Source organism: Amycolatopsis azurea DSM 43854, assembly GCF_001995215.1.
Classification (GTDB): domain Bacteria; phylum Actinomycetota; class Actinomycetes; order Mycobacteriales; family Pseudonocardiaceae; genus Amycolatopsis; species Amycolatopsis azurea.
The window spans coordinates 347,498-371,513 of the sequence record NZ_MUXN01000008.1; the positions used below are offsets into that span (position 1 = coordinate 347,498).

General features: G+C 70.5%; 19 protein-coding genes. 12 read left to right on the plus strand and 7 right to left on the minus strand.

Annotated elements, in window-relative coordinates; all coding sequences use genetic code 11:
• Positions 1-1,290: a sensor histidine kinase gene (locus tag B0293_RS13535; RefSeq protein ID WP_005167655.1), complete on the plus strand. Its 1,290-nt coding sequence runs from the start codon at positions 1-3 to the stop codon at positions 1,288-1,290.
• Between the two features lie 453 nt (positions 1,291-1,743).
• Here B0293_RS13535 and B0293_RS13540 read toward each other — a convergent pair whose 3' ends face one another.
• Together B0293_RS13540 and B0293_RS13545 are read right to left on the minus strand one after the other, a co-directional pair.
• Positions 1,744-2,571, minus strand: coding sequence for a siderophore-interacting protein (locus B0293_RS13540; protein ID WP_005167656.1), 828 nt, complete (start codon positions 2,569-2,571; stop codon positions 1,744-1,746).
• A gap of 14 nt (positions 2,572-2,585) precedes the next feature.
• Complete coding sequence (locus B0293_RS13545; protein ID WP_005167658.1) at positions 2,586-2,909, minus strand: MGMT family protein; 324 nt, start codon at positions 2,907-2,909, stop codon at positions 2,586-2,588.
• Between the two features lie 54 nt (positions 2,910-2,963).
• Between B0293_RS13545 and B0293_RS13550 the strand changes: the two genes are divergently transcribed.
• Both B0293_RS13550 and B0293_RS13555 read left to right on the plus strand, forming a co-directional pair.
• Positions 2,964-6,185: an ATP-dependent helicase gene (locus tag B0293_RS13550; RefSeq protein WP_005167659.1), complete on the plus strand. Its 3,222-nt coding sequence runs from the start codon at positions 2,964-2,966 to the stop codon at positions 6,183-6,185.
• A complete protein-coding gene (locus B0293_RS13555) occupies positions 6,182-9,439 on the plus strand; it encodes an ATP-dependent helicase (protein ID WP_005167661.1) in 3,258 nt (1,085 codons plus the stop codon). Before B0293_RS13550 ends, B0293_RS13555 begins: the two co-directional genes overlap by 4 nt.
• Here the strand turns inward: B0293_RS13555 and B0293_RS13560 are convergent.
• The gene (locus B0293_RS13560) at positions 9,436-9,822 is read right to left on the minus strand and encodes a DoxX family protein (RefSeq protein WP_005167663.1); all 387 of its coding nucleotides are present in this window, start codon (positions 9,820-9,822) and stop codon (positions 9,436-9,438) included. The two genes, B0293_RS13555 and B0293_RS13560, sit on opposite strands and share 4 nt — an antisense overlap.
• A gap of 88 nt (positions 9,823-9,910) precedes the next feature.
• On the opposite strand from B0293_RS13560, the gene B0293_RS13565 reads away from it, so the two are divergent.
• Complete coding sequence (locus B0293_RS13565; protein WP_005167664.1) at positions 9,911-10,987, plus strand: potassium channel family protein; 1,077 nt, start codon at positions 9,911-9,913, stop codon at positions 10,985-10,987.
• Between the two features lie 182 nt (positions 10,988-11,169).
• Positions 11,170-11,577, plus strand: a complete 408-nt coding sequence (locus tag B0293_RS13570) for a hypothetical protein (RefSeq protein WP_005167666.1) — start codon at positions 11,170-11,172, stop codon at positions 11,575-11,577.
• Positions 11,578-11,890: 313 nt separating this feature from the next.
• On the opposite strand, the gene B0293_RS13575 is transcribed toward B0293_RS13570, so the two are convergent.
• The gene (locus tag B0293_RS13575; RefSeq protein WP_005167668.1) at positions 11,891-12,847 is read right to left on the minus strand and encodes a neutral zinc metallopeptidase; all 957 of its coding nucleotides are present in this window, start codon (positions 12,845-12,847) and stop codon (positions 11,891-11,893) included.
• 366 nt (positions 12,848-13,213) lie between these two features.
• Here B0293_RS13575 and B0293_RS13580 point away from each other — a divergent pair, with 366 nt between their 5' ends.
• From B0293_RS13580 to B0293_RS13605, 6 genes are all read left to right on the plus strand, one after another.
• Entirely contained in the window at positions 13,214-14,344 is a 1,131-nt protein-coding gene (locus B0293_RS13580) for a hypothetical protein (protein WP_005167669.1), read from the plus strand.
• Complete coding sequence (locus B0293_RS13585) at positions 14,338-14,979, plus strand: DUF4129 domain-containing protein (protein ID WP_039919888.1); 642 nt, start codon at positions 14,338-14,340, stop codon at positions 14,977-14,979. Before B0293_RS13580 ends, B0293_RS13585 begins: the two co-directional genes overlap by 7 nt.
• Positions 14,976-16,100: a DUF4350 domain-containing protein gene (locus tag B0293_RS13590; protein ID WP_005167673.1), complete on the plus strand. Its 1,125-nt coding sequence runs from the start codon at positions 14,976-14,978 to the stop codon at positions 16,098-16,100. The genes B0293_RS13585 and B0293_RS13590 overlap by 4 nt, the downstream gene beginning before the upstream one ends.
• Entirely contained in the window at positions 16,097-17,086 is a 990-nt protein-coding gene (locus B0293_RS13595; RefSeq protein ID WP_245820080.1) for an AAA family ATPase, read from the plus strand. The genes B0293_RS13590 and B0293_RS13595 overlap by 4 nt, the downstream gene beginning before the upstream one ends.
• Positions 17,086-18,372, plus strand: a complete 1,287-nt coding sequence (locus tag B0293_RS13600; RefSeq protein ID WP_005167677.1) for a DUF58 domain-containing protein — start codon at positions 17,086-17,088, stop codon at positions 18,370-18,372. Before B0293_RS13595 ends, B0293_RS13600 begins: the two co-directional genes overlap by 1 nt.
• 85 nt (positions 18,373-18,457) lie before the next feature.
• Positions 18,458-19,240: an RICIN domain-containing protein gene (locus B0293_RS13605; protein WP_005167679.1), complete on the plus strand. Its 783-nt coding sequence runs from the start codon at positions 18,458-18,460 to the stop codon at positions 19,238-19,240.
• A gap of 108 nt (positions 19,241-19,348) precedes the next feature.
• Here the strand turns inward: B0293_RS13605 and B0293_RS13610 are convergent, their stop codons facing one another.
• Together B0293_RS13610 and B0293_RS13615 are read right to left on the minus strand one after the other, a co-directional pair.
• Entirely contained in the window at positions 19,349-20,422 is a 1,074-nt protein-coding gene (locus tag B0293_RS13610; protein ID WP_005167680.1) for a hypothetical protein, read from the minus strand.
• Between the two features lie 17 nt (positions 20,423-20,439).
• Positions 20,440-21,447 carry a stage II sporulation protein M gene (locus B0293_RS13615; RefSeq protein ID WP_005167682.1) on the minus strand — a complete coding sequence of 336 codons (1,008 nt, stop codon included), beginning with the start codon at positions 21,445-21,447 and terminating at the stop codon, positions 20,440-20,442.
• A 62-nt stretch (positions 21,448-21,509) separates the two neighbouring features.
• Between B0293_RS13615 and B0293_RS13620 the strand changes: the two genes are divergently transcribed.
• Positions 21,510-22,457 carry an RDD family protein gene (locus tag B0293_RS13620; protein ID WP_005167684.1) on the plus strand — a complete coding sequence of 316 codons (948 nt, stop codon included), beginning with the start codon at positions 21,510-21,512 and terminating at the stop codon, positions 22,455-22,457.
• Between the two features lie 229 nt (positions 22,458-22,686).
• Here B0293_RS13620 and B0293_RS13625 read toward each other — a convergent pair.
• A partial coding sequence (locus B0293_RS13625; RefSeq protein ID WP_425331845.1) for a neutral zinc metallopeptidase occupies positions 22,687-24,016 on the minus strand: 1,330 nt, incomplete at its 5' end.

The window sequence follows — 24,016 nt, forward strand, 5'->3', positions numbered from 1 at the left end:
ATGTCCGAGTCTCAATCGGTCACTTTCGTGCGCGCGATGTTGAGAAAGGGATCTTCGGTGCTGGGCGCCAGCCCCGCCGACGAAGCCCCCGATCCCGACTCCGTTCCGGACTGGCGTTACCGCGCGGACTCCGCGGATTCGATGCTCATGCGCGCGATCCGCTACTCCGCGCTGGGCCCGATCTTCTACCGCGTCGCCGCGTTTCCCAAGGTGTACATCGGTTTCGCGGTCTCGAACGGGTCGGCGGGGATCGTCCCGGTGCTCGGCACGACGATCTTCGCGGTGCTGCTCAACGTCTTCGCGGTCTGGTGGGTGGTGCGCGGCCGCGGGGTCCGGGCGAAGACGTCCGGGCGGCTGATGTACGCGGATCTCGCGGTGGGCGTGGTGCTCACGACGATCGTGGCCGTGGCCGCGCCGACCGAGATCCAGCCGTTCGCCATCGACGTCGCGTGGACGTGGATCGTCGGGACGGTGGCGTTGTGGACGCTGTCGTTCGGCCTGCCCGCCGCGCTCGTGCTGCTGATCGCCGCGTTCCCGTTCCGGGCGTACCTGACCTGGATCGGCGGGCTCCCGCTCGACCATCCGCTCGCGGTGAGCCGGTCGGTGGGGTGCATGATCGCGCTCGTCGTGGCGATGGTGACCACGGCCGGGATCCTGATCCTGCTCGGCGTCGGGACCCGGTTCGCGCTGGGGATCGGGATGCGCCGAGGGCAGCGCGCCGAACGCCTGCGGACCCAGCGGGTCATGCACGATTCCGTGCTCCAGGCCCTGGAAGCGATGGGGCTGGAGGCACCGGACGACGATTCCGCCGCCGCCGAACGGCTCACCGAGCTGCGCGCGACGGCGCGGGCGCAGGCAGCCGAACTCCGGCGCGAACTGGTCGGCCCGGACGCGCCGTCGGCGCGCGGCCTCGCGGCGGACCTCGCCGAGGTCGCCACCGAAATGGCGCGCGACGGCCTCCGCACCCAACTCGTCGCGGCCGAGACCGAAGAGGACTACCGCCTCTCGCACGCGCGCCGGACCGCCATCCGCGACGCCGTCCGCGAAGCCCTCCGAAACACCGTGAAGCACGCTGGGACGAAACAGGTCGTGCTTCGCGTCGAAGAGAGCGACGGCGGCGTCGCGGTCATCGCGCGGGATCAGGGGACGGGCTTCAGCATGCTGGAGCGGCCGCCGGGGTTCGGGATCAGCCAGTCGATCATGGCGCGGCTGGCGGAGGTCGGCGGGCGGGGGACGATCGATTCGCATCCGGGGCGGGGGACGCGGGTGACCCTCTGGGTGCCGCACTGAGGTTTCTTCTGGCTTCTGGTCTTGCGGTACATGAAGGCCCCCTTGCTTGCGCCTGGCTCCGTGAAGGACCCCTTCATGTACTTGGGCTGCCGTGGGCCGTGGGCCGTGGGCTGCCGCTGCGATGGGCGAGTTTCCTCGGCTGAGCCGCGTGAAGGGGGCCTTCACGCGCACCCGCTGTGGTGTGTGGGGTTGCTGTGGTTTTTGAGGTTCCTGGGGTATGCGGCTGTCCGTGAAGGACTCCTTGAGGGACCCAGAGTCCCTCAAGGAGTCCTTCACGGACTTACGCCTCTCTCAACATTAAGAGAAACGATAGCAAGGGACCCTTGCTATCGTTCGTTAGTGCACTAACGAACGACAGCAAAGGTCCCTTGCTCTCTTTCCGCAGGTCAGCGGCGAGGCGCCGGACGAGGCGGTCGCCTTCGCAGGAGTGAGAGACTCGTAGGCGCGAAGGCCTCAGTCGTCCGAGGTAGGGGCTTCGCCCGCCTCCGCCTGCCGCATCGCTTCGCGTCCTGCGGCCTCTTCGCTCATGCCCTGCCGCCAGTACCCGGTGAAGCAGATCGCCCGCTTGTCGACCCCGCGCTCCCGCACGAGATGCCGCCGCGCCAGCTTCACCATGTTCGCCTCGCCGGAAACCCACGCGTAAGGCGTCCCGCCCGGCAGATCCGCCTTCCGGACGGCCTCGAGCACCGCGTCACCAACAGAACCAGAACCGCGCACAACCCAGTGCAGCTCCACGGTCCCCTGCGTTTCGAAGACCTGACGGTCCTCGCGGTCACCGATCTCGACGTAGACCAGCGCCCGCGTCCCGGCGGGCAGCGCTTCGACGATCGCGCCGATCGCCGGGATCGCGGTCTCGTCGCCGATCAGCAGCTGCCAGGTCGTCCCCTCGGGCACGTCGTAGAGCCCGTGCGGCCCGAGGAAGGCGACCTTGTCACCCTCCGAAGCGCCCGAAGCCCACGCCGAGGCGGGGCCTTCGTCGCCGTGCAGCACGAAGTCGATGTCGACCTCCTGTGCCGACGGCCGCAGCGCGCGCACGGTGTAGGTGCGCATCGGCGGGCGGACGTCGTCCGGCATCGCGAGGTAGGTCTTGTACCAGGAGTACACCTCGTCCCCGCTCAGTGGCGCGGGCAGCACAGGTTCCGCTTGGCCAGGCTGTGGGAAGAACACCTTCAGGTACTGGTCGGGCGCCTGGTCCACCAGCGACGCTCCCGAGAAGGTCACCCTGCTCATGTGCGGGGTGAGCCGCCGGACGCCGGTCACCTCCGCCTCGATGTAACTCATTAGGCGAGGCTAACCTAAAAAAGTCCGCCCAGGCCAGCGTCGTCATCGGGATCACGCTGCCACCGGTATTTTCGCAGGTCGACGCGCTGGCCGTCGGGAATGACGCCCTCCTCGCGCAGCCGTTGCAGCTGCTCGTCGAGCAGATGCGGAGCCGGTGTCCCGTCGGCGCGCAGAATGCGGTGCCAAGGCAGGTCGTGGCCGTCCTCGCTGAGGATCCGCCCGATCAGCCTCGGTGACGGGGCTCCCGAAACCGACGCTATATCCCCATAAGTCGCGACCGAGCCGGCGGGCACGCTCGCGATGACCTCGCGCACCCGCTCGTGCAGTTCGTCATCCATGGGACCACTTTGCCGTGCCGCTGCGAGGTTGTGTCGGCGGGGCGTGGTTCCATCGTGGGCGTGAACGGGCGGCGAACAGCGGCAGGAACCGACGCGCGGCTGGTCCGCACGCCGGTCACCGGCACGCCGTCGTTCCAGTGGGATTCCGGCGCCCGCCGCCTGCTGGCTGCCCCGGACGGCTTCCGCAGGGTCCTCGGCGGCCCGGGGACGGGCAAGACGGCGTTGCTGGCGTCGGCGGCTTCGCGGCGTATCGCGGAGGGCGCGAATCCGGAGAGCGTGCTCATCCTGACCACTTCCCGCAAGGCCGCCGAGGTCCTGCGCGCCGACATCACCCACCGGCTCACCACCGATCCGGAAGAGGATCCGCTGCCGCGCACGATCCGCGAGCCGCTCGTGCGCACGGTGCATTCGTACGCGTACGCGCTGTTGCGCATGGAAGCGCAGGCCGACGAGCTCCCGCCACCCCGCCTGCTGGCCGGGGCGGAACAGGACGTCGTCGTCCGCGACCTCCTCGCCGGCGACCTCGAAGAAGGCGCGCTCGACTGGCCGGAGCAGCTGCGGCCCGCGCTGAACGTGCCCGGTTTCGCCGAGGAACTGCGAGACCTCCTGCTCCGCGCCGCCGAACGCGGGCTCGGCCCGGAGGACCTGGTCGAACTCGGCAGGAGGCGTGACCGCGTCGAGTGGGTCGCGGCGGGGCGGTTCTGGAGCCAGTACGAAGAGGTCACCCTGCTACAGGGCGCGGGCGGCAACGCGCTCGGCGTGGCGAGCGCACCCGCCCTCGACGCGGCGGAACTCGTCACTTCGGCGCTGCTCGCGCTGGAGGACGACCCCGAACTGCGCGAACGCGAGCAGCGCCGGGTCCGGCATCTGTTCGTCGACGACGCGCAGCATCTCGACCCGTTGCAGACCCAGCTCATCCGGCTCATCGGGCACGCGGCCGACGAGTTCGTCGTCGCGGGCGACCCCGATCAGTCCGTGTTCTCCTTCCGCGGCGCGGATCCCCGGCTGTTCGCCGACGCGGACGAAGACGGCGAGCGCACCGTGCTGCTGACCACCGCGCACCGGCTCGCCCCGGTGATCCGCACGGCCGTCACGAAACTCGGTTCCGTGCTGCCCGGCTCGTCGCCGCAGCGCAAGCTCGTCGACGCTCCGGACGCCGAGGGCGGCGCCGTCCGCGTCCGCCTGATGCCGACACCGGCCTCCGAAGCGAGCTGGATCGCCGATCAGCTCCGCCGCGCGCATCTCGTCGACGGCGTGCCGTGGGCGGAGATGGCGGTGCTCGTCCGGTCGCCCGCCCGTACTTTTCTTGTCCTGCAACGCGCTCTGCGGGCCGCCGGAGTGCCGATCGGGTCGGCCACCGAGGAACTGCCGCTCGCGAAACAACCCGCCGTCCGGCCGCTGCTGGCGATGCTGCGGCTCGCCGCCGATCCGGAACTGCTGGACGTCGACCTCGCCGAAATGCTGTTGTCCTCGCCCCTGGGCGGCGCGGATCCGCTCGCGCTGCGTCGGCTGCGGCGCGGTCTGCGCAGGCTGGAGCTCGCCGGCGGCGGACAGCGCTCCAGCGACGAGTTGCTGGTGGAAGCCTTACGTACCAACGATGTCCTCACCGGTCTCGCCGAGGCCGAGTCGCTGCCGATGCGCCGGATCGGCAGCCTGCTGCACGCGGCGCACCGAGCCGTGGCGCGCGGCGAAGGCGTCGAGCAGGTGCTGTGGGAGCTGTGGCAGGACAGCGGTCTGGAGCAGCGCTTCCTGCGCCTTGTCGATCGCGGCGGTTCCCTCGGCTCGCAGGCGGATCGCGATCTCGACGCGATCGTCGCGCTCTTCGACGCGGCTGGTCGCTATGTCGACAGATTGCCGAAGGCGAGTGTCGCGTCGTTCGCGGATTACCTGTCCGCGCAGAACATCGCGGGCGACACGCTGGCACCCGCGGCGATGAAGAGCGACGGCGTCTCGCTGCTCACCGCGCACGCGTCCGCCGGTCGCGAGTGGACGGTCGTGTCGATCGCCGGTGTCCAGGAGGGCAGCTGGCCGGATCTGCGGCTGCGCGGTTCCGTGCTCGGCGTGGAACGGCTGGTCGACCTCATGTCCGGAGTCGACGACGAAAAAGTGTCCGCCACCGCGCCGATTCTCGCCGAAGAGCGGCGGCTGTTCTATCTCGCGGCGAGCCGTGCGCGGAAGATCTTGCTGGTCAGCGCGGTCGCGGGGGAGGACGAGCAGCCCTCGCGGTTCATCGACGACCTGGAGGAGAACGGCGCGGACGACGGCGGCCTCGACTCACGGATGAAACCGGCGGGGCGCTCGCTGGTGCTCGCCGAACTCGTCGGCGAACTACGCGAGGTCGTCTGCGACGAGGCGAGCGAGCCGGAAAGACGGGAGCGGGCGGCGCGTCAGCTCGCGAAACTGGCCGCCGCCGGTGTCCCTGGCGCGCATCCGGGGACCTGGTACGGCCTGCTGGAACCCTCCACCGGCGAACCCGTGCACGGGCCGGGCGATCTGATCCGGATTTCACCGTCCACAGTGGAGGTTCTGGTCAAATGCCCGCTGCGGTGGCTGATCGAACGCCACGGCGGCAGTGACCCGGCGCAGCTCGCGGCGGTCACCGGGACCCTGGTGCACGGCCTCGCGCAGGCCGTCGCGGGCGGCAGCAGCGACGAGCAGATCCGTGCCGCCCTCGACGAAGCGTGGGTGCGGGTCGACGCGGGGGCGCCGTGGTTCTCGCGCCGCGAGCGGTCGCGGGTCGAGCAGATGCTGCGGAACTTCATCTCCTGGCTGGAATCCAGCCGCAAGGAACTGATCGAGGCCGGGGTCGAGCAGGACATCGAGGTCGAACTGCCGGTCGGCGACACTGACACCGACATCCGCGTGCTCCTGCGCGGCCGGGTCGACCGGGTCGAGATGGACAAGGACGGCCGCCCGGTCGTCATCGACATCAAGACCGGCAAGGTCCCGATCTCCGCCTCGGACGCCGAACAGCATCCGCAGCTGGCCGCGTACCAGCTCGCCGTGTTGCTCGGCGCCGTCGAAGGCGGTTCGAAACCCGGTGGCGCCCGGCTGGTCTACGTCGCGAAGTCCAACAACAAGACCGGATCCACCCAGCGTGAACAGGCCCCGCTGGACGAGGACGGCGGCAAGCAGTGGCTAGAACTGGTGCGGTCGGCGGCCGGATCCGCCGCGGGCCCGGAGTACGGGGTCACCGAGAACCCGGACTGTGATCGTTGCCCGGCAAGGGGTTGCTGTCCGCTGCGGCCCGAGGGCAGGCAGGTGACCGGTCCTTGATCTCCGAACTCCAGCGCCGTCAGGTCGAGCCAGGCGAGATCGCCCGCGCGCTCGGCCTGCACACCCCGACCGACGAACAGGCCGAGGTGATCGCCGCGCCGATCGAGCCGTCGCTGGTCGTCGCGGGTGCCGGCGCGGGCAAGACCGAGACGATGGCCGCGCGCGTGGTGTGGTTGGTGGCCAACAGCGTTGTGCCGCCGGAACGCGTCCTCGGCCTGACCTTCACCCGCAAGGCCGCCCGTCAGCTCGCCGAGCGTGTCCGCACCCGGCTGCGCCGCCTGGTCGGCTCGGGGCTGCTCGACAAGATCGACCCGACCGGCGACCTCCGCATGACGGTGACGGCCGGGGAACCGACGGTGCTCACCTATCACGCGTACGCCGGACGGCTGCTGTCCGAGCACGGGCTGAGGCTGCCCGTGCAGCCCGGGGTCCGGCTGCTTTCGGAGACTTCTTCCTGGCAGTTCTCGCATCGCGTGGTGTCCACTTGGGACAACGACCTCGACACCGATCGCGTGCCGTCCACGGTGACGGCGCAGCTGCTCGCGCTGGCCGGGGAACTCGGCGAGCATCTGGTCGAGACCGAACGGCTGGCGCAGTACACGTCGTGGCTGTGCGACGTCATCGAGAAGGCGCCGCGGGCCAAGGGGCAGCGCGCGGCGCTGCCGCAGAAGCTGGCCGAAGTCATGACGGCGCAACGGTTCCGGCTCGCGCTCCTGCCGCTGGTCGAGGCCTACCACACTCGGAAGCGGGCGGAAGGCGCGCTCGACTTCGCCGACCAGATGTCGCTGGCCGCGCAGCTCGCCAGCAGCTATCCGGCGGTGGTCGCGGGCGAGCGCGAGCGGTACGGCGCCGTCCTGCTGGACGAGTACCAGGACACCGGGCACGCACAGCGGATCCTGCTGCGGTCGCTGTTCGGCGGTGTCGAACATCCGCCGATGCCGGTGACGGCGGTGGGCGACCCGGCGCAGGCCATCTACGGCTGGCGCGGGGCGAGTGCGGCGAACCTGCCCCGGTTCACCACGGACTTCCCCCGTGACAACGGCGAACGGCTCGTCCCGGCTCTGGATTTCGGGCTGCTGACCAGTTTCCGCAACCCGCCTGAGGTGCTCGAACTCGCGAACGCGATCTCGGAACCGTTGCGGGAACGCGGTCTCGGCGTCGCGCGGCTGCGCGCCCTGGAAGGTGCGGGAACGGCCGACATCGCCACCGCGCTGCTGCCGGACGTCCGCGCCGAACGAGAGTGGGTGGCCGACGCGGTGGCGAAACGCTGGTTCGAAACCATGGAGGAGACCGGAAAACCGCCGACGGCGGCGGTGCTGGTGCGCCGTCGTGCCGACATGGCGCCGATCGCGGCCGAGATGCGGGCGCGCGGTCTTCCGGTGGAAGTCGTCGGTCTCGGCGGCCTTCTCGACGAACCCGAGGTCGCGGACCTGGTCAGCACGCTGCGGGTGCTCGCCGACCCGCTCGCGGGCAGCGCGGCGGCGCGGTTGCTGACCGGCGCGCGCTGGCGGATCGCGGCGGCCGACCTCGCGGCGTTGTGGCGTCGCGCGGGCGAACTCTCCTCGCCGGTGCCGCCGTCCGGGAAGTCCGATGTGGACGAACCCGTCTTGGTGACCGAGCGCGTCGAGCAGGCCGGTCTCGCCGACGCGATCGACGATCCCGGGGCGTCGGATCGGTACTCACCCGAGGGGTTCCGGCGGATCCAGCGGATCGGCTGGGAGCTTTCGGCGCTGCGACGGCGGCTGGACCAGTCGCTGCCGGAACTGGTCGCCGACGTGGAGCGCACGATGCTGCTCGACGTCGAATCCCTGGCCCGCCCCGGACCCGCCGGGCGTGCGCACCTGGACGCTTTCGCCGACGTCGTCACGGATTTCGCCGAGACCTCGCCGACGGCCACCCTGTTGTCCTTTGTGGACTACCTGAACACCGCCGCGCACGCGGAGGACGGGCTCACCCCGGGCGAGGTGGAGGTCGTGCCGGACCGGGTCCAGGTGCTGACCGTGCACTCGGCCAAGGGGCTGGAATGGCGCATCGTCGCCATTCCGCACCTGGTCAAGGAGGTCTTCCCGGGGAGGCGGCGGTCGTCGTCGTGGCTGCGGACGTCGACCTCGTTGCCGGCTGCGCTGCGCGGGGACTCGGAGGACCTGCCGGAGCTGCGGGTCGCGGAAGGCTACGACCGCAAGGAAGTCCAGGAAGCGCTGGAACTGCACGAAGAGGGTTTCGTCGCGCGTGAAGCGGACGAGGAACGGCGGCTCTGTTACGTCGCACTGACCCGGTCCGAGCACACGATGCTGATTTCCGGCCATTGGTGGAACGAGAGCAGCGCGCGGCCGAAAGGCCCGTCGGAGTTCCTGCTCGAAATCGGCGAGGTGATGCGGGAGAACTCGGTCGGCCGGATCGAGCATTGGGCCGACGAGCCGGAGGCGGACGGGGAGAACCCGCTGGTCGCCGACTCCCGCCGGTCGCGGTGGCCGGTCGACCCACTGTGGCCGCGGCGCGAGGGCGTCACCAACGGCGTCGATCTGGTGCTGGGCGCGATGGAAGACGCGGAAGAAGGCTCCGAGGAGGAAGAGGAGGATCCGGACGGCTGGATCTCCGACACGAAGGTGCTGCTGGAGGAGCGCGCGCGGGCGCGGGACCGGGTGCAGCAGGTCGTGCTGCCGCCGCATCTTTCGGTGAGTCAGCTGGTCGAGCTGTCGGCCGACCCGGCCGCGCTGGCCAAACGGCTGCGGCGGCCGCTTCCCGTGCGTCCCAACACCTACGCGCGCCGGGGGACGGCGTTCCACGGCTGGCTGGAGCAGCGGTTCGGCGGGGAACAGCTGCTGGAGATCGACGATCTGCCGGGTGCGGCGGACGTCGACGAGGCGCCGGATTCGGAGCTGGAGGAGTTGCGGACGGCGTTCGAAAAGAGCGAATGGGCGCATCGGGTGCCGCACGCCGTCGAGGTCCCGTTCTCGGCCGACGTCGTGGGCGTGACGCTGCGGGGGCGGATGGACGCCGTGTTCGCCGATCCCGACGGCGGCTGGACCGTCGTCGACTGGAAGACCGGCGCCGTCCCGGAGAAGGACCGGCTCGAGTCGCTGTCCGTGCAGCTGGCGGCGTACCGGTTGGCGTGGGCGGCGCTGAAGAAGATCCCCGTGGAGAAAGTGCGGGCGGCGTTCCACTACGTGAAACACGACAAGACCGTCCGGCCAGCGGATCTGCTGGACGCCGAAGGCCTGCGTCAGCTCCTGCGCGGCGTCCCGACGATCTAGGCGCGGTCGCGGACCTTCAGGGCCCAGGTCACCAGCGGGATCTGAAGGGGGACGCGGGCCCAGAAAGCCGCTCGCCAGTGCTTCGGGGCCTTCCGGCGGTCCGCGTCGACGGCCATCTTCACGTTCCCCGGCAGGACCACGACGAACAGCAGCGCGGCCGCGAGCCCGCCGAGCCGTCGCGTCTTCGGGTTGGCGACCGCGGCCGCGACACCCAGCTCGGCCACGCCGGAGCCGTAAGTCCACGCCCGGGCGGAGCCGGGGAGCTGCTTCGGGATGATCGCGTCGAAGGGCTTCGGCTGGACGAAGTGCAGGACACCGGCCGCGCCCAGCAGGCCGGCGAGGAAATAGGCGGGCCGCTGAGACGGCTGGGAATCCGAGGACATGCCCTGAGCTTCGCATACCGCGCTGAACGCGAGGTTCTTCGGCTATCCTCCCGACCGTGAGTTACGCGGACCAGGCCGGAGCCTGTGCATGAGGGTTCTCAAGCGTTTCCCGGTCAGGCTGAGCGACCGCCCGGACCACGAGCTCGTCGGCGTGATCCGGATGCCGGAACTGACGGTCAGCCCGCTGCGGTCGATCCTCAAACGGATCATCGGCGCGATGCTCGCCCTGCTCGCGACCGTCCTGATCGTCTATCTCGACAGAGACGGCTACCGCGACGCCAACGGCGACGGGCTCAGCTTCCTCGACAGCCTCTATTACGCGACGGTGTCGTTGTCGACCACCGGGTACGGCGACATCGCCCCCGCGACGTCGTCCGCGCGGCTGGTGAACGTCCTGGTGATCACCCCGCTGCGGGTGCTCTTCCTCATCGTCCTGGTCGGTACCACACTCGAAGTGCTCACCGAGCGCTCCCGCCAGGCTTTCAAGATCCAAAAGTGGAGGACGAAGGTGCGTGACCACACGGTCGTCGTGGGATTCGGCACGAAGGGCCGGTCTGCGGTCAACGCGCTGCTCGGGGACGAGAGCGTCGAACCCGACCACATCGTCGTCGTCGACACCGACCAGCAGGCGCTCGAAGCGGCCACGTCACTCGGCCTGGTGACCGTGCACGGTTCCGCCACCCGCGCCGACGTCCTGCGGGTCGCCGGTGTCCAGCGGGCCAAGGCCGTCGTCGTCGCCCCGAACCGGGACGACACCGCGGTGCTGGTCACGCTGACCGCCCGCGAGCTGGCGCCGAAGTCGCACATCGTGGCGTCGGTGCGGGAGGCGGAGAACGTCCACCTGCTCAAGCAGTCGGGCGCGAACCAGGTCGTGGTGTCGAGCGAGACCGCCGGGCGCCTGCTCGGCATGGCCACGTCGACGCCGCTGGTGGTCGACATGGTCGAGGACCTGCTCACCCCCGAGTCCGGCCTCGCCATCGCCGAGCGTCCGGTGGAGCCGTCCGAAGAGGGCGGTTCGCCGCGGCACCTGCCGGACATCGTGCTGGGCGTCGTCCGCGACGGCGTCCTGTACCGCGTGGACGCTCCGCAGGCGGACGCGATCGAGCCGGGGGACAAGCTGCTGTACGTCCGGAAGGTGACCTCCGCGGAGACGATCGAGCGGTAGCAAGGGACCTTTGGTATCGCCCTCCCCGGCCGAGAGGGCTCCTCTGTTCTGCCGCTGGTATCGCCCTCCCCCGGACGATGAGGGCTCGCTGTGTTTTGCCGCGAGGTTCTGGGAGCATGGCGAACGTGCGCAAGCGATCGGACCCCGCCAGAGGGCTCACCCCGGGGTGGAACTCCCTGGCCGTGGCGGCCGGTGCCGGCCTGCTGGTGATCTTCCTGGCCTGGTTCGCCGGGCCGGGGCTGTTCGGCATCTCGAACGAGACCCAGGGGACGACCGTGCGGGCCGAGGTCGTCGAGCCCGCGCCCTGCACGGGCGGCGGGGCCAGCGAGAAGGTGAAGTTCGAGTTCGGCGGCAAGCCGGTCGAGGGTTCGCTCAACGGCTGCGGGCACGGCAAGGGCGAGCGCATCGACGTCGTCGTCCCCGACGGTGCTTCGGGGGACGGGGTCGCGGTCCACGCGGTCGACACGACGGCGGGCGCCAGCGACGCGCGGCGGCCGCTGGGGCTGGCGCTGCTGGTGTTCAGCTGCTTCGCGGGCGGGATGTACGTCTTCCTGGTGCTGCGCGGGCCGCGCGTCCCCGCGGCGGCCTGACGGTCGGTCCAGGTGGTCGTGAGCGGTAAGTGGGTCAGGGCGGATTAGTATTTACCTACCTGGGCTGTGCGCGGCCCGGCCGGTGACGCGGCGGGGTTGTGAAAGCCACTTTCGCAACCTTCAAGGTTGCGAAAGTGGCTTTCACAACCCCGTGTCACGGTGCCACGACCCGAGGCACCCGCCATCAGCCGACCAAACGCGACAAGTGACCGGCATCTGCCACTCACCGCCACGGTGACGGGCCGGACCGAGCGCCCCGGAATCGCCCACGGCACCGGATCCCTCGCGGCGAACGGCGCTGTACTTCACATCGTCAGGAAACGGCGCTCGAAGGGGCCGAGAAGGTGTTGCAGTCGGCGATCCGGTTGTTGCTCGCACCCGCCCGCCACCAGGACGCGTAATGCGCGTTCGTCCCGTGGTCCTGGCTGCGCGAGGTGTTGTCGCCCCGGGTCTCCTGGTCGTTCCAGGCCTTGTTGTACATGTCCCGGCTGACCGTGCCGCCCTGGTCGACGTGCGCGCCGAGGAACATCCCGGAGAAGCACTGAGCCTGGAGTTCTTTGCGCCGTGACATCTCCAGCCCGGCGGGGCTGTTCTGACCCGAGTCGTAGATCTTCTGCCAGGCCGCGTCCATCAGCCCGGCGACCTCCTGCACGTGATGCCCGTACTCGTGCGCGAAGAGGGCGAGGTAGACGCCCGGGTTGTTGCCGTACTGGTCGGTCTGAAGACCCCGGAACGGCACGTAGAGGTTGTTCTCGCAGTAGTACGCCGCCGTCGCGATGCCCACCTGGATCGTGCCGCATTCGGTTTCGAAGCTGGCGCCGGTCGGGAAGTGCAGGGCGGGCGGGATGAACGGCAGTTTGTAGGCCTCGAGGAACGGGCCCCACGCGTTGTCGAGGCATTTGCCCGCCGCGGTGAAGAACGCTTCGGCGGCCTGCTGGCTGCTCTGCCACTGCGGCAGCGTGCAGACGCGGTTCTGCAAGCCGGCGTTCGGATCCTGGAGGATCGGGTGGTCGCCGAGCTTGAGGATCTTCTGCGGCCCGCTCGACGAGGACGGTGCCCTGGTCGGCGACGTCGGGAACGGGTTCGTCGAGGACGAGGGCGTCGAAGACCCGGTCGCCGGTACGTCCGTCGACGACGGCGGGTTCGGCAGCGTGCTGTAGCCCGCGTTCGCTACGTGATCGTTGCCGTCACGATTGAGTGAAACGATCGCGACCAGGCCGAGGACCAGCACGGCGACCGCGCCGAGGCAGATGCCGACGATCGCGCCCACGGACCGGCGCGGCGGCGGCGGGAACTGGTGCGGCGCGCCGTGCCACTGAGGAGGGGGCTGGCCGTGCACCTGGGGAGGTGGCTGGCCGTGCACCGGCGGTGGCTGGACGGCGCCGCGTGGCGGCCACTGGCCGTGGGGCGGTTGCGTCATCAAGTCGGTCCCGGTGGTTCTAGGGGCGAACCGGGGGCGCCCGGTCCGATGTTCAGCATAACGAGCTAACGACCTCCCCTCCCACTGCTCGGCAGCAGAGGGTATCCACCGTGAGGCGAGCGGTCACCCATCAGTGTCGTCCCCCCAGCTCTGGCTGGGTGTCGGACCCTCTGGAAGAGTGTGCGTAAGCAACAAGAACGGGTAAGGGGCTGTCGCATGACGGAGACCGGCGGACCGTCCGGGCCGGAAGGCACCGAGACGCCGAAGCCGCAGGCGGACACACCGGCACAGCCGCAGGCGGACACGCCGACGCCGCCGCAGGGGGAAGTGCCGCCGTCACCGGCGCCGGAGCAGCAGTGGCAGTCCCCGTCAGGGGCGCCGCCGCCGCCTCCTCCGCTGCCGTCGTACCAGCCGCCGCCACAGCAGCAGTACCCGAACTGGAAGGTCGGCCTCGGCAGGCCAGGGGTCATCCCGCTGCGCCCGCTGAACCTGACCGACATCCTCGACGGCGCGGTCACGGCCATGCGCAAGTACTGGCGGATGGTCTTCGGCGCCGCCGCGGTCACCGCCGTGTTCACCGCGGCCCTCAACCTGGTCGGGATGCTGCTGGTCGACACCACCGGCGACCTCGAGAAGGTCCGCGATCTCGGCCCGGCGGCCACCGATCAGGAACTGATGAACCAGATGCTCGGCATCCTGGGCGGGTCGCTGGCGTCGTCGTTCATCACCCTCGTCGCCACCCTGCTCGGGACGACCATCCTCACCGGATTCCTGACCGTCCTGATGGGCAGGGCCGTGCTGGGCAAGCCGGTCACCTTCAAGGAGGCCATGAAGGAGGCGGCGCCGCGGCTGCTGCCGCTGCTCGGGCTGACCGTGCTCTACACGCTGGCGATCATGGTCGCGGCGATCTTCTGCCTGCTGCCCGCGATCATCCCCTACACCTTCTGGGCGCTGGCCAGCCCGGCGTTCATCCTCGAACGCGGCACCGTGATGGAGGCGTTCCGCCGCTCGGTGAAGCTGGTCTCCGGGATGTTCTGGCGGGTCTTCGGGATCCTGCTGCTGGCCACCGTGATCTCGTCGTTCCTGGCGTCGATCATCACGATCCCGTTCAGCTTCAGCGCGTTCCTGTCGATCTTCGGCAATCTGGACCAGATGTACGTTCCCTCGACCGGTGACCTGATCCTGCAGTCGGTGGGCACGGTGATCGCGCAGACGATCGTCGGCCCGTTCACCGCGCTGGTGACCGTGATCCTTTACATCGACCAGCGGATGCGCCGCGAGGGCATGGACATCGAACTGGCCCGCGCGGCCGGGATCACGCCGCCGCCCCCGCCGCAGGCATGGTGACGCGCTTCCTCACCGACGTCCCGGTCGACATCGACCGGGACCCCGCCCGGCTGCGCGCGGCCGAGGAGCTCGCGAACCCGGCCTATCAGAACGCGAAACCGAGCTGGTTGTCCGAGGCGTTCAGCTGGGTGCTCGAAAAGCTGCTGAGCTTCCTCGACACCGTCGACAGCGCGGTGCCCGGCGGGATCTTCGCCGTGCTGCTGCTGGTCGTCGTGCTGATCGTGCTGGTGGTGGTGATCCGCGTGCGGTCCGGCCCGCTGGCGACGTCGGCCAAGAGCGGCAAGGCCGTGTTCGCCGGGCAGCGCAAGGCTTCCGGCGAACACCGCAAGGCTGCCGAGGAGGCGGCTTCGCGGGGTGACTTCGACGACGCCGTCCGTGAGATCTTCCGTGCCGTGGTGCGGTCGCTGGAGGAGCGGGCGCTGCTGGACGAGAAGTCCGGCCGGACCGCCGACGAGGCCGCCCTCGAAGCCGGACGCCTGCTGCCCGACGTCGCCGACCCGCTGCGCGCCGGCGCCCGGCTGTTCGACGACGTCCACTACGGCGGGATCCCGGCCACCGAGGCCGGCTACCGCTCACTGTCCGAATTGGACGAACGCTGCCGTCGTGCCCGGCCCGTCGCGCTGGCGGCCGGATGACCTCGGTCTCGCCCGACGCCCGCCGGATCTGGCGCGGGGTGCGGCTCCCGCTCGCGGTCGTCCTCCTGCTCGTGCTGACCGGGACGCTGCTCGTCCTCGTCCAGGGCGAGCAGACCACCGGCGCGCTCGAACCGGGTTCCTACGAGCCCGGCGGCGGCCGCGCGCTGGCGACCTTGCTGGAGCGGGAAGGCGTCAAGATCCCGATCGTGCGTACCGCCGCCGCGGCCAAGGGGGTCGCGAGGGACGCGACCGTCTTGATCACCGAGCCCGAGTACGTGCCCAAGAGCACCTTCGCGGAGATCAGGCAGAACGCCGAGCACGTCGTGCTGGTGCGGCCGAGCCCCGGCACGGTCGAGGAAATCCTTCCCGGGGTGCGGGTGAACGGTCAGGCCGAGACCGAGACCCGCGCGCCCGACTGCGAGGCGAAGGACCCCGTCGCGGCGGGAGAAGCGACGATGGGTGGCCTGAAGTATTCGGCCACGCAGCCGAGGGCGCTGGAATGTTACGGCGGTTCGTATCTCGAAGTCCCCGATCCACAAGGGACGGTGACCGTGCTCGGCACTCCCGCGCCGCTGACCAACGAGTGGCTGGCCGACGAAGGCAACGCGGCACTCGCGATGCGGCTGCTCGGGAAGCAGGAGCGGCTGGTCTGGTACCTGCCGACGGCCGCCGATCCGTCGCTGGAGACCGAGCGGAAGCCGCTGTCGGAACTGATCCCGGCGGGCTGGTCGTACGCGGCCTTGCAGGCCGGGTTCGCGGTGGTGCTGCTGGCGCTGTGGCGATCCCGCCGGTTGGGGGCGGTGGTGACCGAGCCGATCCCGGTCGTGGTGCGAGCGGCCGAAGCCACCGAGGGGCGGGCGCGGTTGTATCGCAAGGCGAAGGCCGCCGCGCACGCCGGGGAAACGTTGCGTGAGGCCACTCGCGCGCGGCTTCGGCCGTTGCTGGGCCTCACTCGCGACGCCGAACCCGCCGCACTGGTGGAATCCGTCGCCGGGCGGACCGGCCGGGCGCCCGCGGAGATCGGCGCGCTGTTGTACGGGGACCCGCCCGCCGACGACGCCGCGCTGGTGCGGCTGGCGGACGGACTCGATGTCGTGGAACGAGAGGTGGAGCGGTCTTGAGTAGCGATCAGTCCGATTTGGACACAGGGGACGCCGCGGCCGAAGCGCGGGCGGCGCTGATCGCGCTGCGCGCCGAGGTCGGTAAGGCCGTGGTGGGCAACGACGCGGCCGTCACCGGGCTCATCATCGCGTTGCTGTGCCGGGGACACGTGCTGCTCGAAGGCGTTCCCGGCGTGGCGAAGACGTTGCTGGTCCGGGCGCTGGCCGCCGCGCTGGACCTGGAGACGACCCGGGTGCAGTTCACGCCGGACCTCATGCCGGGCGACATCACCGGCTCGATCGTCTACGACGCGCACAGCGGCGAGTTCTCCTTCCGCGAAGGCCCGGTGTTCACGAACCTCCTGCTGGCGGACGAGATCAACCGCACCCCGCCGAAAACGCAGTCTTCGCTGCTGGAGGCGATGGAGGAGCGACAGGTCTCCAGCGACGGCAAGACGCGGCCGCTGCCCGACCCGTTCATCGTCATCGCGACGCAGAACCCGGTCGAATACGAAGGAACGTACCCGCTTCCCGAGGCGCAGCTGGACCGTTTCCTGCTGAAGCTGACCATGCCGATGCCGTCCCGTGAGGACGAATTCGGCATTCTTTCCCGGCACGCACAGGGTTTCGACCCGCGAGACCTGGCCGCGGCCGGGATCCGGCCGGTCGCCGGTGCCGCCCAGCTCGACGCCGCCCGGCGCGCGGTCGCCGGGGTCACCGTGCGTCCCGAAGTGCTCGCCTACATCGTCGACGTCTGCCGGGCGACGCGGGCGCTGCCGTCCGTGCGCCTCGGCGTCTCCCCGCGTGGCGCGACGGCGCTGCTGGCCGCGACGCGGGCGTGGGCGTGGCTCGCGGGCCGCGACTACGCTACGCCGGACGACGTCAAAGCCTTGGCGCGCCCGTCTTTGCGGCACCGGCTCGACCTGCGGCCCGAAGCCGAACTCGAAGGCGCGACCGCGGACGGTGTGCTGGACCGCGTCCTCGCGTCCGTGCCCGTTCCACGCTGATGGCCGTCACCGGGCGGCTCGGGCTGCTGGCGCTCCTCGCGGCGCCGGTGGTCGGCTTCCTGCTGCCCTCGTGGGCCGGGATCGGGCTGGCCGCGGCCGTGCTGTTTCTGTTGGTGGTGCTGGATCTCGCGCTCGCCGGGAGCGTGCGGCGGCTGGTTTTCGCGCGCTCCGGCGCGACGTCGGTGCGGCTGGGGGAGGCCTGCGAGGTCACGCTGACCGTGGCCAACCCCGGTGGCCGTCCGGTGCGCGCGTGGCTCCGGGACGCGTGGCCGCCCAGCGCCGGCGCGGACGACAGGCACCGCCTGACCTTGCCCGCGGGTGAACGGCGTGTCGTGACCACTCGGCTCCTGCCGACCCGGCGCGGCGACCGGACCGCCGCCAGGGTCACCGTCCGGTCGACCGGGCCGCTGGGGCTCGCGGCGCGACAGGGTTCGCACGACGTGCCGTGGACCGTGCGGGTGCTGCCGCCGTTCCACAGCCGCAAGCATCTGCCGTCGCGGCTGGCGCGGCTCCAGCAGCTCGACGGTCGCAACGCGGTGCTGATCCGGGGCCAGGGCACGGAATTCGACTCCCTGCGCGAGTACGTGATCGGCGACGACGTCCGGTCGATCGACTGGCGGGCCTCGGCTCGCGCGTCCGATGTCATGGTGCGGACCTGGCGCCCCGAACGCGACCGGCACGTGGTGCTGGTCCTCGACACCGGCCGTGTTTCGGCGGGCCGGGTCGGCGACGCGCCGCGACTCGACGCGGCGATGGACGCTGCTCTGCTGCTGGCCGTGCTCGCCGCGCGGGCGGGTGACCGCGTCGACCTCCTCGCCTACGACCGTCAGGTCCGCGCCGCGGTCCAGGGCTCGTCGGATCTGTTGCCCGCCTTGGTGAACGCGATGGCGCCGCTGGAACCGTCGCTGGTCGAGACCGACGCGCGGGGGATGATCGCCGAGGTGCTGCGGCGGACGCGGCGGCGCGCGCTGGTCGTCCTGCTGACCGGACTGGACGCGGCGCCGCTGGAAGAAGGCCTGTTCCCGATGCTGTCCAAGCTGACCTCACGGCACCAGCTGATGATCGCGTCGGTGGCCGACCCTCGGGTCGCCGAGATGGCGGCGGCGCGGGGTGACGCGGAAGCCGTCTACGACGCGGCCGCGGCCGAGCGGGTGCTGGCCGAACGGCGCCAGGTCACCGCGCGGCTGGCGCGGCACGGGGTCGAGGTCGTCGACGCCGTGCCCGAAGATCTGCCGCCGCGGCTGGCCGACCGCTATCTCGCGCTGAAGGCGGCCGGACGGCTGTGAACCCGATCGTGTGGTGCCGGTTGGCGGCGGGTGTCGCGGGCGGTTAGCTCGAAGGACATCCACACCGACAGGATCGGGGTCCGGCTTGCGCAAGGTCGTGCTGTTCTTCGCACTGCTCCCGGTGGTGCTGCTCGTGTCGCCCGCTTCCGCACAACCGGCCGGGACCCCGGTCTACCTCGCCGACGGGGGCGGGAACATCTCCTTGGCCGCGGCCGACGGCAAGCCCGTCCTCTCCGACGCGAAGGACGCCGGCGCGCGGTGGACGTACGACAAGGCGGCGCTCTCGTACAAGCACGTCCCGAGTGGACAGTGCCTGGCGGCGATCAGCCCGGTCGACGGTGTCGGCGTCAAACTCGTGGCGTGCGACGGCAAGGACCGCTACCAGCAGTGGCGCCGCAACGCCGGGCTGCCCGGACTGGTGCTGCTGGCGAACGTCGCGACAGCGCGCTGCCTGACCGCGGAGGCTCCGGCCGCCGGGTCGCGGCTGTACCAGGAGGTCTGCTCGCTGCCCGGGCTGTCCAACACCTGGGCGGCCGGGGTGCGGACGCTCGCGATCCTGTCCGGCAACGGGCAGCGACTGTCGTCGAAGACGCCGGGCCAGCCGTTCGTGGTGCGCGTGATCGGGGAGAACGGCCAGCCCGCGGCCGACGTGCCGGTGAACTTCTTCGTGCGCGCGGCGCGGCCGAAGAACGTGCTGGTCTTCGAAGGCGGCGCCGAGACGGCGACGGCGAAGACCGGCGCCGACGGTTCGGCGACGAGCCCGAAGATCGTCCTGACCGAACCCGGCGAGTTCGAGATCCGGTTCACGGGGAGCGCGGGCCTGGAGGACGGGAACAGCATCACCTTCGAGGGCAGCTGCACCTGCTGAGCGCTTCGGCGGGGTGGGTCGTGAGTGGTAAGTCGCGTTCTAACGACACTTACCACTCACGACCACCTGGACCCACTTCGTCCCGGCGCGTTCGCTCGCCCTTCAGTCCTACGCCACCAGCGCGAAACTGGAGTAGTACTCGCCCGACGGATCCCGCGAGCCGCTCCGGTCGGGGCTGACCTCGGCGCCGACCCAGCCCTGGAACGCGCCCGCGTCGTCGATCACCTGAAGCAGCGGGCGGACGTGGCTGTTGCCGAGGTAGCAACCGTTGTAGGACAGGCATTCGCACCAGAACTCGTAGCTGTTGCGCCGCCCTCCGAAGGCGTCGCTCAGGTAGTAGAACCGCCTGTCCCCGGTGTCGATGATCTTCTGCGCGCACGCCGCGTGGCCGGGACCGGCGGGGCAGCAGGAGGACGGATCGCAGCCGGAGTCGTACTGCACGAACCCGAGGCACGAGCCGTCATCGCACTTGTTCCACCCGGGGCCGACGCCGAGGGCGCCGCTGCTTCCCCTGGTCCAGTTGGTGATCGCGCAGCGGTTCACGCCTTGGCCTTCGAGCAGGTACGACCGCTGGGTCGCGCGGACCGAGCTCATCGGGGCCTTGCTGGTCTGCGCGAGGGAGGCGTTGCTGCCGTAGGCGATGCCGCTGCTGATCGAGTAGTTGTCGCCGACCAGTTGCATCCGGCCGAGGCCTGGTCGCGTCTCCGAGACCGACCAGGTCTCGGTGAGGTTCACCGGCGTGGTCGTGCCGTCGACGGTGCTGCTGGTCCAGGTGATGGCCACCTGCCCCGAATTCTGGGCGTAGGTGCCGGTGAAGTGACCGTTCGGCTCACCGGTGAAGCCCGGCGCGGTCTTGATCGGGCAGTTGTTGCGCGGGTTGGACCCCGGCGCCCAGTCGCCGCAGTAGTAGACGTCACCGCTGTTGACCGGAGCGGGGAAGTCGGCCTGGTTCCAGGTCCAGAAATTGTGCGTGACGGTGTTGCCCGCCGGATCGAACACGAGATACCCGAGCCGGACGTAGTTGCGGTCGGCGTCGGTACGGAATCCGCCGACGCTCACCACCCAGTTCTGTTTGCCCGAAGGCGCGGAGGCGGTTTTGGCCTGCGAAGCGCCGACGAGAAGCGTCGAGGCGAGTATGGACAGGACGACTATCGCGAATACACGTAAACGTTTTCTCCCCATGGGAGGAGCTAACCAGGTCAGCCCGCTTCCGGTCGAGAATCTCCAGCGTATCGCCAGTCGACATCACCCACTTCGCCCGCTTTCGCGGCCCGGCGCCCGACAACGAACACGTAGAGTAGAAACGCGACCTCGGCGATTACTCCGATTCCGATGCGCGCCCAGGTCGGCAGGCCCGACGGCGTCACGAAACCCTCGATCACGCCGGAGATCAGCAGCACCACGGTCAGCCCCAGCGCCATCACCACGACCGAGCGCCCCTGCTCGCCGAGCGCCTTCGTCCGGGAACGGCGTCCCGGGTCGACGACCGTCCAGCCGAGCTTCAGCCCGGTCCCGGCGGCGACGAACACCGCGGTCAGCTCCAGCATGCCGTGCGGCAGGATCAGGCCGAAGAACACGTCGAGCCGCCCGGCCGAGGACATCAGCGCCGCGCCGATCGCGAGGTTCAGCGAGTTCGCCCAGAGCGCGTAGATCACCGGGACCCCCAGCACCACGCCGAGGAACAGGCAGGTCGCGGCCACCCACGCGTTGTTGGTCCAGACGCGCGCGGCGAAGGAGCCCGCGGGGTCGGACGAGTAGTACGTCTCGTACTTCCCGCCCGGCGCGGTCAGGTCCTTGAACTCCTCGGGTGAGGCCAGTGACGCGAGCACCTGCGGGTCACCGGCGATCCACACCGCCGCGATCGCCATCACCGCGATCGACGCGGCCGCCGACGCCAGCCACCAGCGCCTGCTCAGGTACAGCGCCGCGGGGAACCGGTGCGTGAAGAACAGTCCGACCTCCCGCCAAGCGGGACTGTGCGAGCCGGTGACGGCCGAGCGCGCCTTCGCGACCAGCCCGGACAGGTGCGCGACGAGCACGGGGTCCGGCGCGACCGAGCGGATGATCGAAAGGTGCGTCGCGACGCGCTGGTACAGCGTCACCAGCTCGTCCGCGTCCGGGCCGCTGAGTTTCCCGGAGCGGCCGACGAGGTCACGCAGCCGGTTCCATTCGGCCTGGTGCGCGGCGACGAACACGTCCACGTCCAACTCGGAGCCCCTCCCGGCGATCGTCTTTGGTCGCCCAGCCTATTCGTCACTACGCTTGCCGGGTGGAACAAGAGTCCGATCTCGTCACCGGCGAGGCCGTCGTCCTGGACGTGCGCGCGGCGAAGCTGGCCAGCCGCGGGCTCGCCATGATGATCGACGTCGCCCTCCAGCTGATCACGCTGTTCATCGCGATGCTGGTCCTGAGCCAGGTCGCCGTGTTCGGTGACGAGGCGCTGGCGCTGACCCTGTTCCTGGTGACCCTCGTGCTGATCATGGTCGGCTACCCGGTGATCTTCGAGACACTGAGCCGCGGCCGCAGCCTCGGGAAGATGGCGCTCGGCCTGCGTGTGGTCCGCACCGACGGCGGCCCGGTCCGGTTCCGGCACGCGCTGGTCCGCGGGCTCGCCGGGTTCTTCATCGACTTCTGGGCGCTGGGGCTGCTCGGCGTCGTGGCGGTGGTCACGTCGCTGCTGTCGCCCGACGGCCGCCGCGTCGGCGACTACCTGGCAGGCACCCTGGTGATCCGGGAACGCATGCCCGCCTCCCGGACGCCGTACGTCGGGATGCCGCCGCAGCTGGCGTACTGGGCTTCGCAGCTGGACCTGACCCGGCTGCCGAACGACCTCGCGCTGGCCGTCCGCCAGTACCTGAGCCGCACGAGCGAGCTTCGGCCCGAAGCGGCCGAAGCGCTCGGGTACGGGCTCGCTCAGCAGGTCGCCGGGGCGATCGGGGCGCCGGTGCCGCCGGGAGTGCCGTCGTGGGCTTACCTGTCGGCGGTCCTGGCCGAGCGTCGGCGGCGGGACCAGGCGAAGCTGCGGCCCGCCGTTCAGTACGCGCCGCCCGCTCCTGCCGTGCAGTACGCGCCGGGGCAGTACGCGCCGCAAGCGCAGCCCGTGCAGTCGTATCCGCAGGCGGCCGCTCCCACGCAGGCTGCTGTTCCCGGGCCGGTCACGCAGCCGCAGCCGGAGGCCCCGCCGGAACCCGAGAACCCCTTCGCCCCGCCAGGCTGACGGACTTCCAGGAGGGGATCGTGAGTACATGAAGGCCCCTTCCTTGCGCCTAGCGCAGTGAAGGGGGGGCCTTCATGTCCTTGGAGCCGGTGTGTCGTGTGTGAAGGTCGAGTTTCCTCGGCTCAGCCGAGGGAAGGGGGCCTTCACGCGCTACTGGTGCGGCTGGTGGTGCTGTTGTGACGAACGCACGGACTTGCGGAAGTAGCCTGCGGAAGTAGCCCCGCGGGCGTCAGGACACGTCGGACGAGCTAGCCGCCCACGTGTTGCACTCGAACATCCGGTTCTTCTGCGCGCCGTGCTGCCACCACGAGACCGCGTGCGCGTCGGAGCCGTGGTCGCGCGGACCGCCGTTGTGGTCGCCGCGGTCCTGGGTCTGCCAGGCGTCGCGATACATCGCCTGGTCGACCGAACCGCCGCGGCCCACCGTCGAGCCGAGGAACGTCCCGGACAGGCACTGCGCCGAAAGTTCGTTGCGCCGCGACATCTCCAGGCCCGCCGCCGAGTCGATGCCCGCTTCGTACCGCGCGTCCCAATAGGCCTCCGAAATACCGGAGAGCGCCTGGATGTGGTGCGCGTACTCATGGGCGAAGACGGCCAGGTAGACCCCGGGCCGGTTGCCGTACTGGTTGGGCTGAAGGCCTTCGTACGGCATGTACAGCGTCTCGTTCTGCGAGCAGTAGAACGCCGCCACGTTCCCGCCATTGGCGTCACCGCACGGGCTCGACCAGTTCTTGCCGGACGGGTACTTCACGGTCGGCACCCGGAACGGCAGGTTGGTGTAGCTCATGACCTGCTGCCAGACGCTGTCCAGACAGGGCCGCGCGCTCTCGAAGAACGCGGCCGACGCGTTCGCGTTGGTCGCCCAGCGCGAGAGGTTGCACGCCTGGTTCGGCAGGCCGACCTTGTTGTCCAGCCACAGCGGGTTGTCCGCCAGCTTGTGCTGCGGCCGCGGGCCGGACGGGGCCTGGCTGGCCGAGGTCTCGCGGGTCGAGCCCGCCGACGTCTCCCGCGAGGCGGTCGAATCGCGGGGCCTGCCGGTGGTGGTCGTCGACGTGTCGCTGGACGTGGTGGTCGTCGTGTAGTCCGAAGAGGACGAAGTCGTCGGGTACGACGAGTAACTCGAGTATCCGGCGTCCGCGACGTGCTTCGAGCCGCTGTTCGCGATGGTGATCACCATGAGCAGCCCGCCGAGCACCGCCATCACGGCCACGATCGCGACCGCGGCGATGACGCCGCCGTTCGACTTCTTCGCGCCATAGCCGCCGTAAGGAGCGAAAGCGGGCTGCGCGAAACGCGGGCCGTACGGCAGCTGAGGCGGACCGACGGCACCGGGCTGGAACGGGACCGGAGCGCCCATCTGCGGCGGCGGCAGCGGAGCCGCGCCCGGCGGGGGCAGCGGCATCCCGCCGCTCGGCGGACCCGGCCGGAACGGCGGCGGGATCGGCGTCGGCTGCGAGATCGGCGGCCGACCCGGACCCTGCTGGTGACCAGGACCCGGCTGCCCGGGGCGGCCGGGCGGCGTCTGGCCACCGGGGCCGGGCCGGTTCGGCGGCGGCACC

Coding starts and splice junctions, on each gene's coding strand:
- B0293_RS13535 (WP_005167655.1), top strand. CDS start 1: ATGTCCGAGTCTCAATCGGTCACTTTCGTGCGCGCGATGTTGAGAAAG.
- B0293_RS13540 (WP_005167656.1), bottom strand. CDS start 2,571: ATGAGTTACATCGAGGCGGAGGTGACCGGCGTCCGGCGGCTCACCCCG.
- B0293_RS13545 (WP_005167658.1), bottom strand. CDS start 2,909: ATGGATGACGAACTGCACGAGCGGGTGCGCGAGGTCATCGCGAGCGTG.
- B0293_RS13560 (WP_005167663.1), bottom strand. CDS start 9,822: ATGTCCTCGGATTCCCAGCCGTCTCAGCGGCCCGCCTATTTCCTCGCC.
- B0293_RS13565 (WP_005167664.1), top strand. CDS start 9,911: ATGAGGGTTCTCAAGCGTTTCCCGGTCAGGCTGAGCGACCGCCCGGAC.
- B0293_RS13580 (WP_005167669.1), top strand. CDS start 13,214: ATGACGGAGACCGGCGGACCGTCCGGGCCGGAAGGCACCGAGACGCCG.
- B0293_RS13585 (WP_039919888.1), top strand. CDS start 14,338: ATGGTGACGCGCTTCCTCACCGACGTCCCGGTCGACATCGACCGGGAC.
- B0293_RS13590 (WP_005167673.1), top strand. CDS start 14,976: ATGACCTCGGTCTCGCCCGACGCCCGCCGGATCTGGCGCGGGGTGCGG.
- B0293_RS13600 (WP_005167677.1), top strand. CDS start 17,086: ATGGCCGTCACCGGGCGGCTCGGGCTGCTGGCGCTCCTCGCGGCGCCG.
- B0293_RS13610 (WP_005167680.1), bottom strand. CDS start 20,422: ATGGGGAGAAAACGTTTACGTGTATTCGCGATAGTCGTCCTGTCCATA.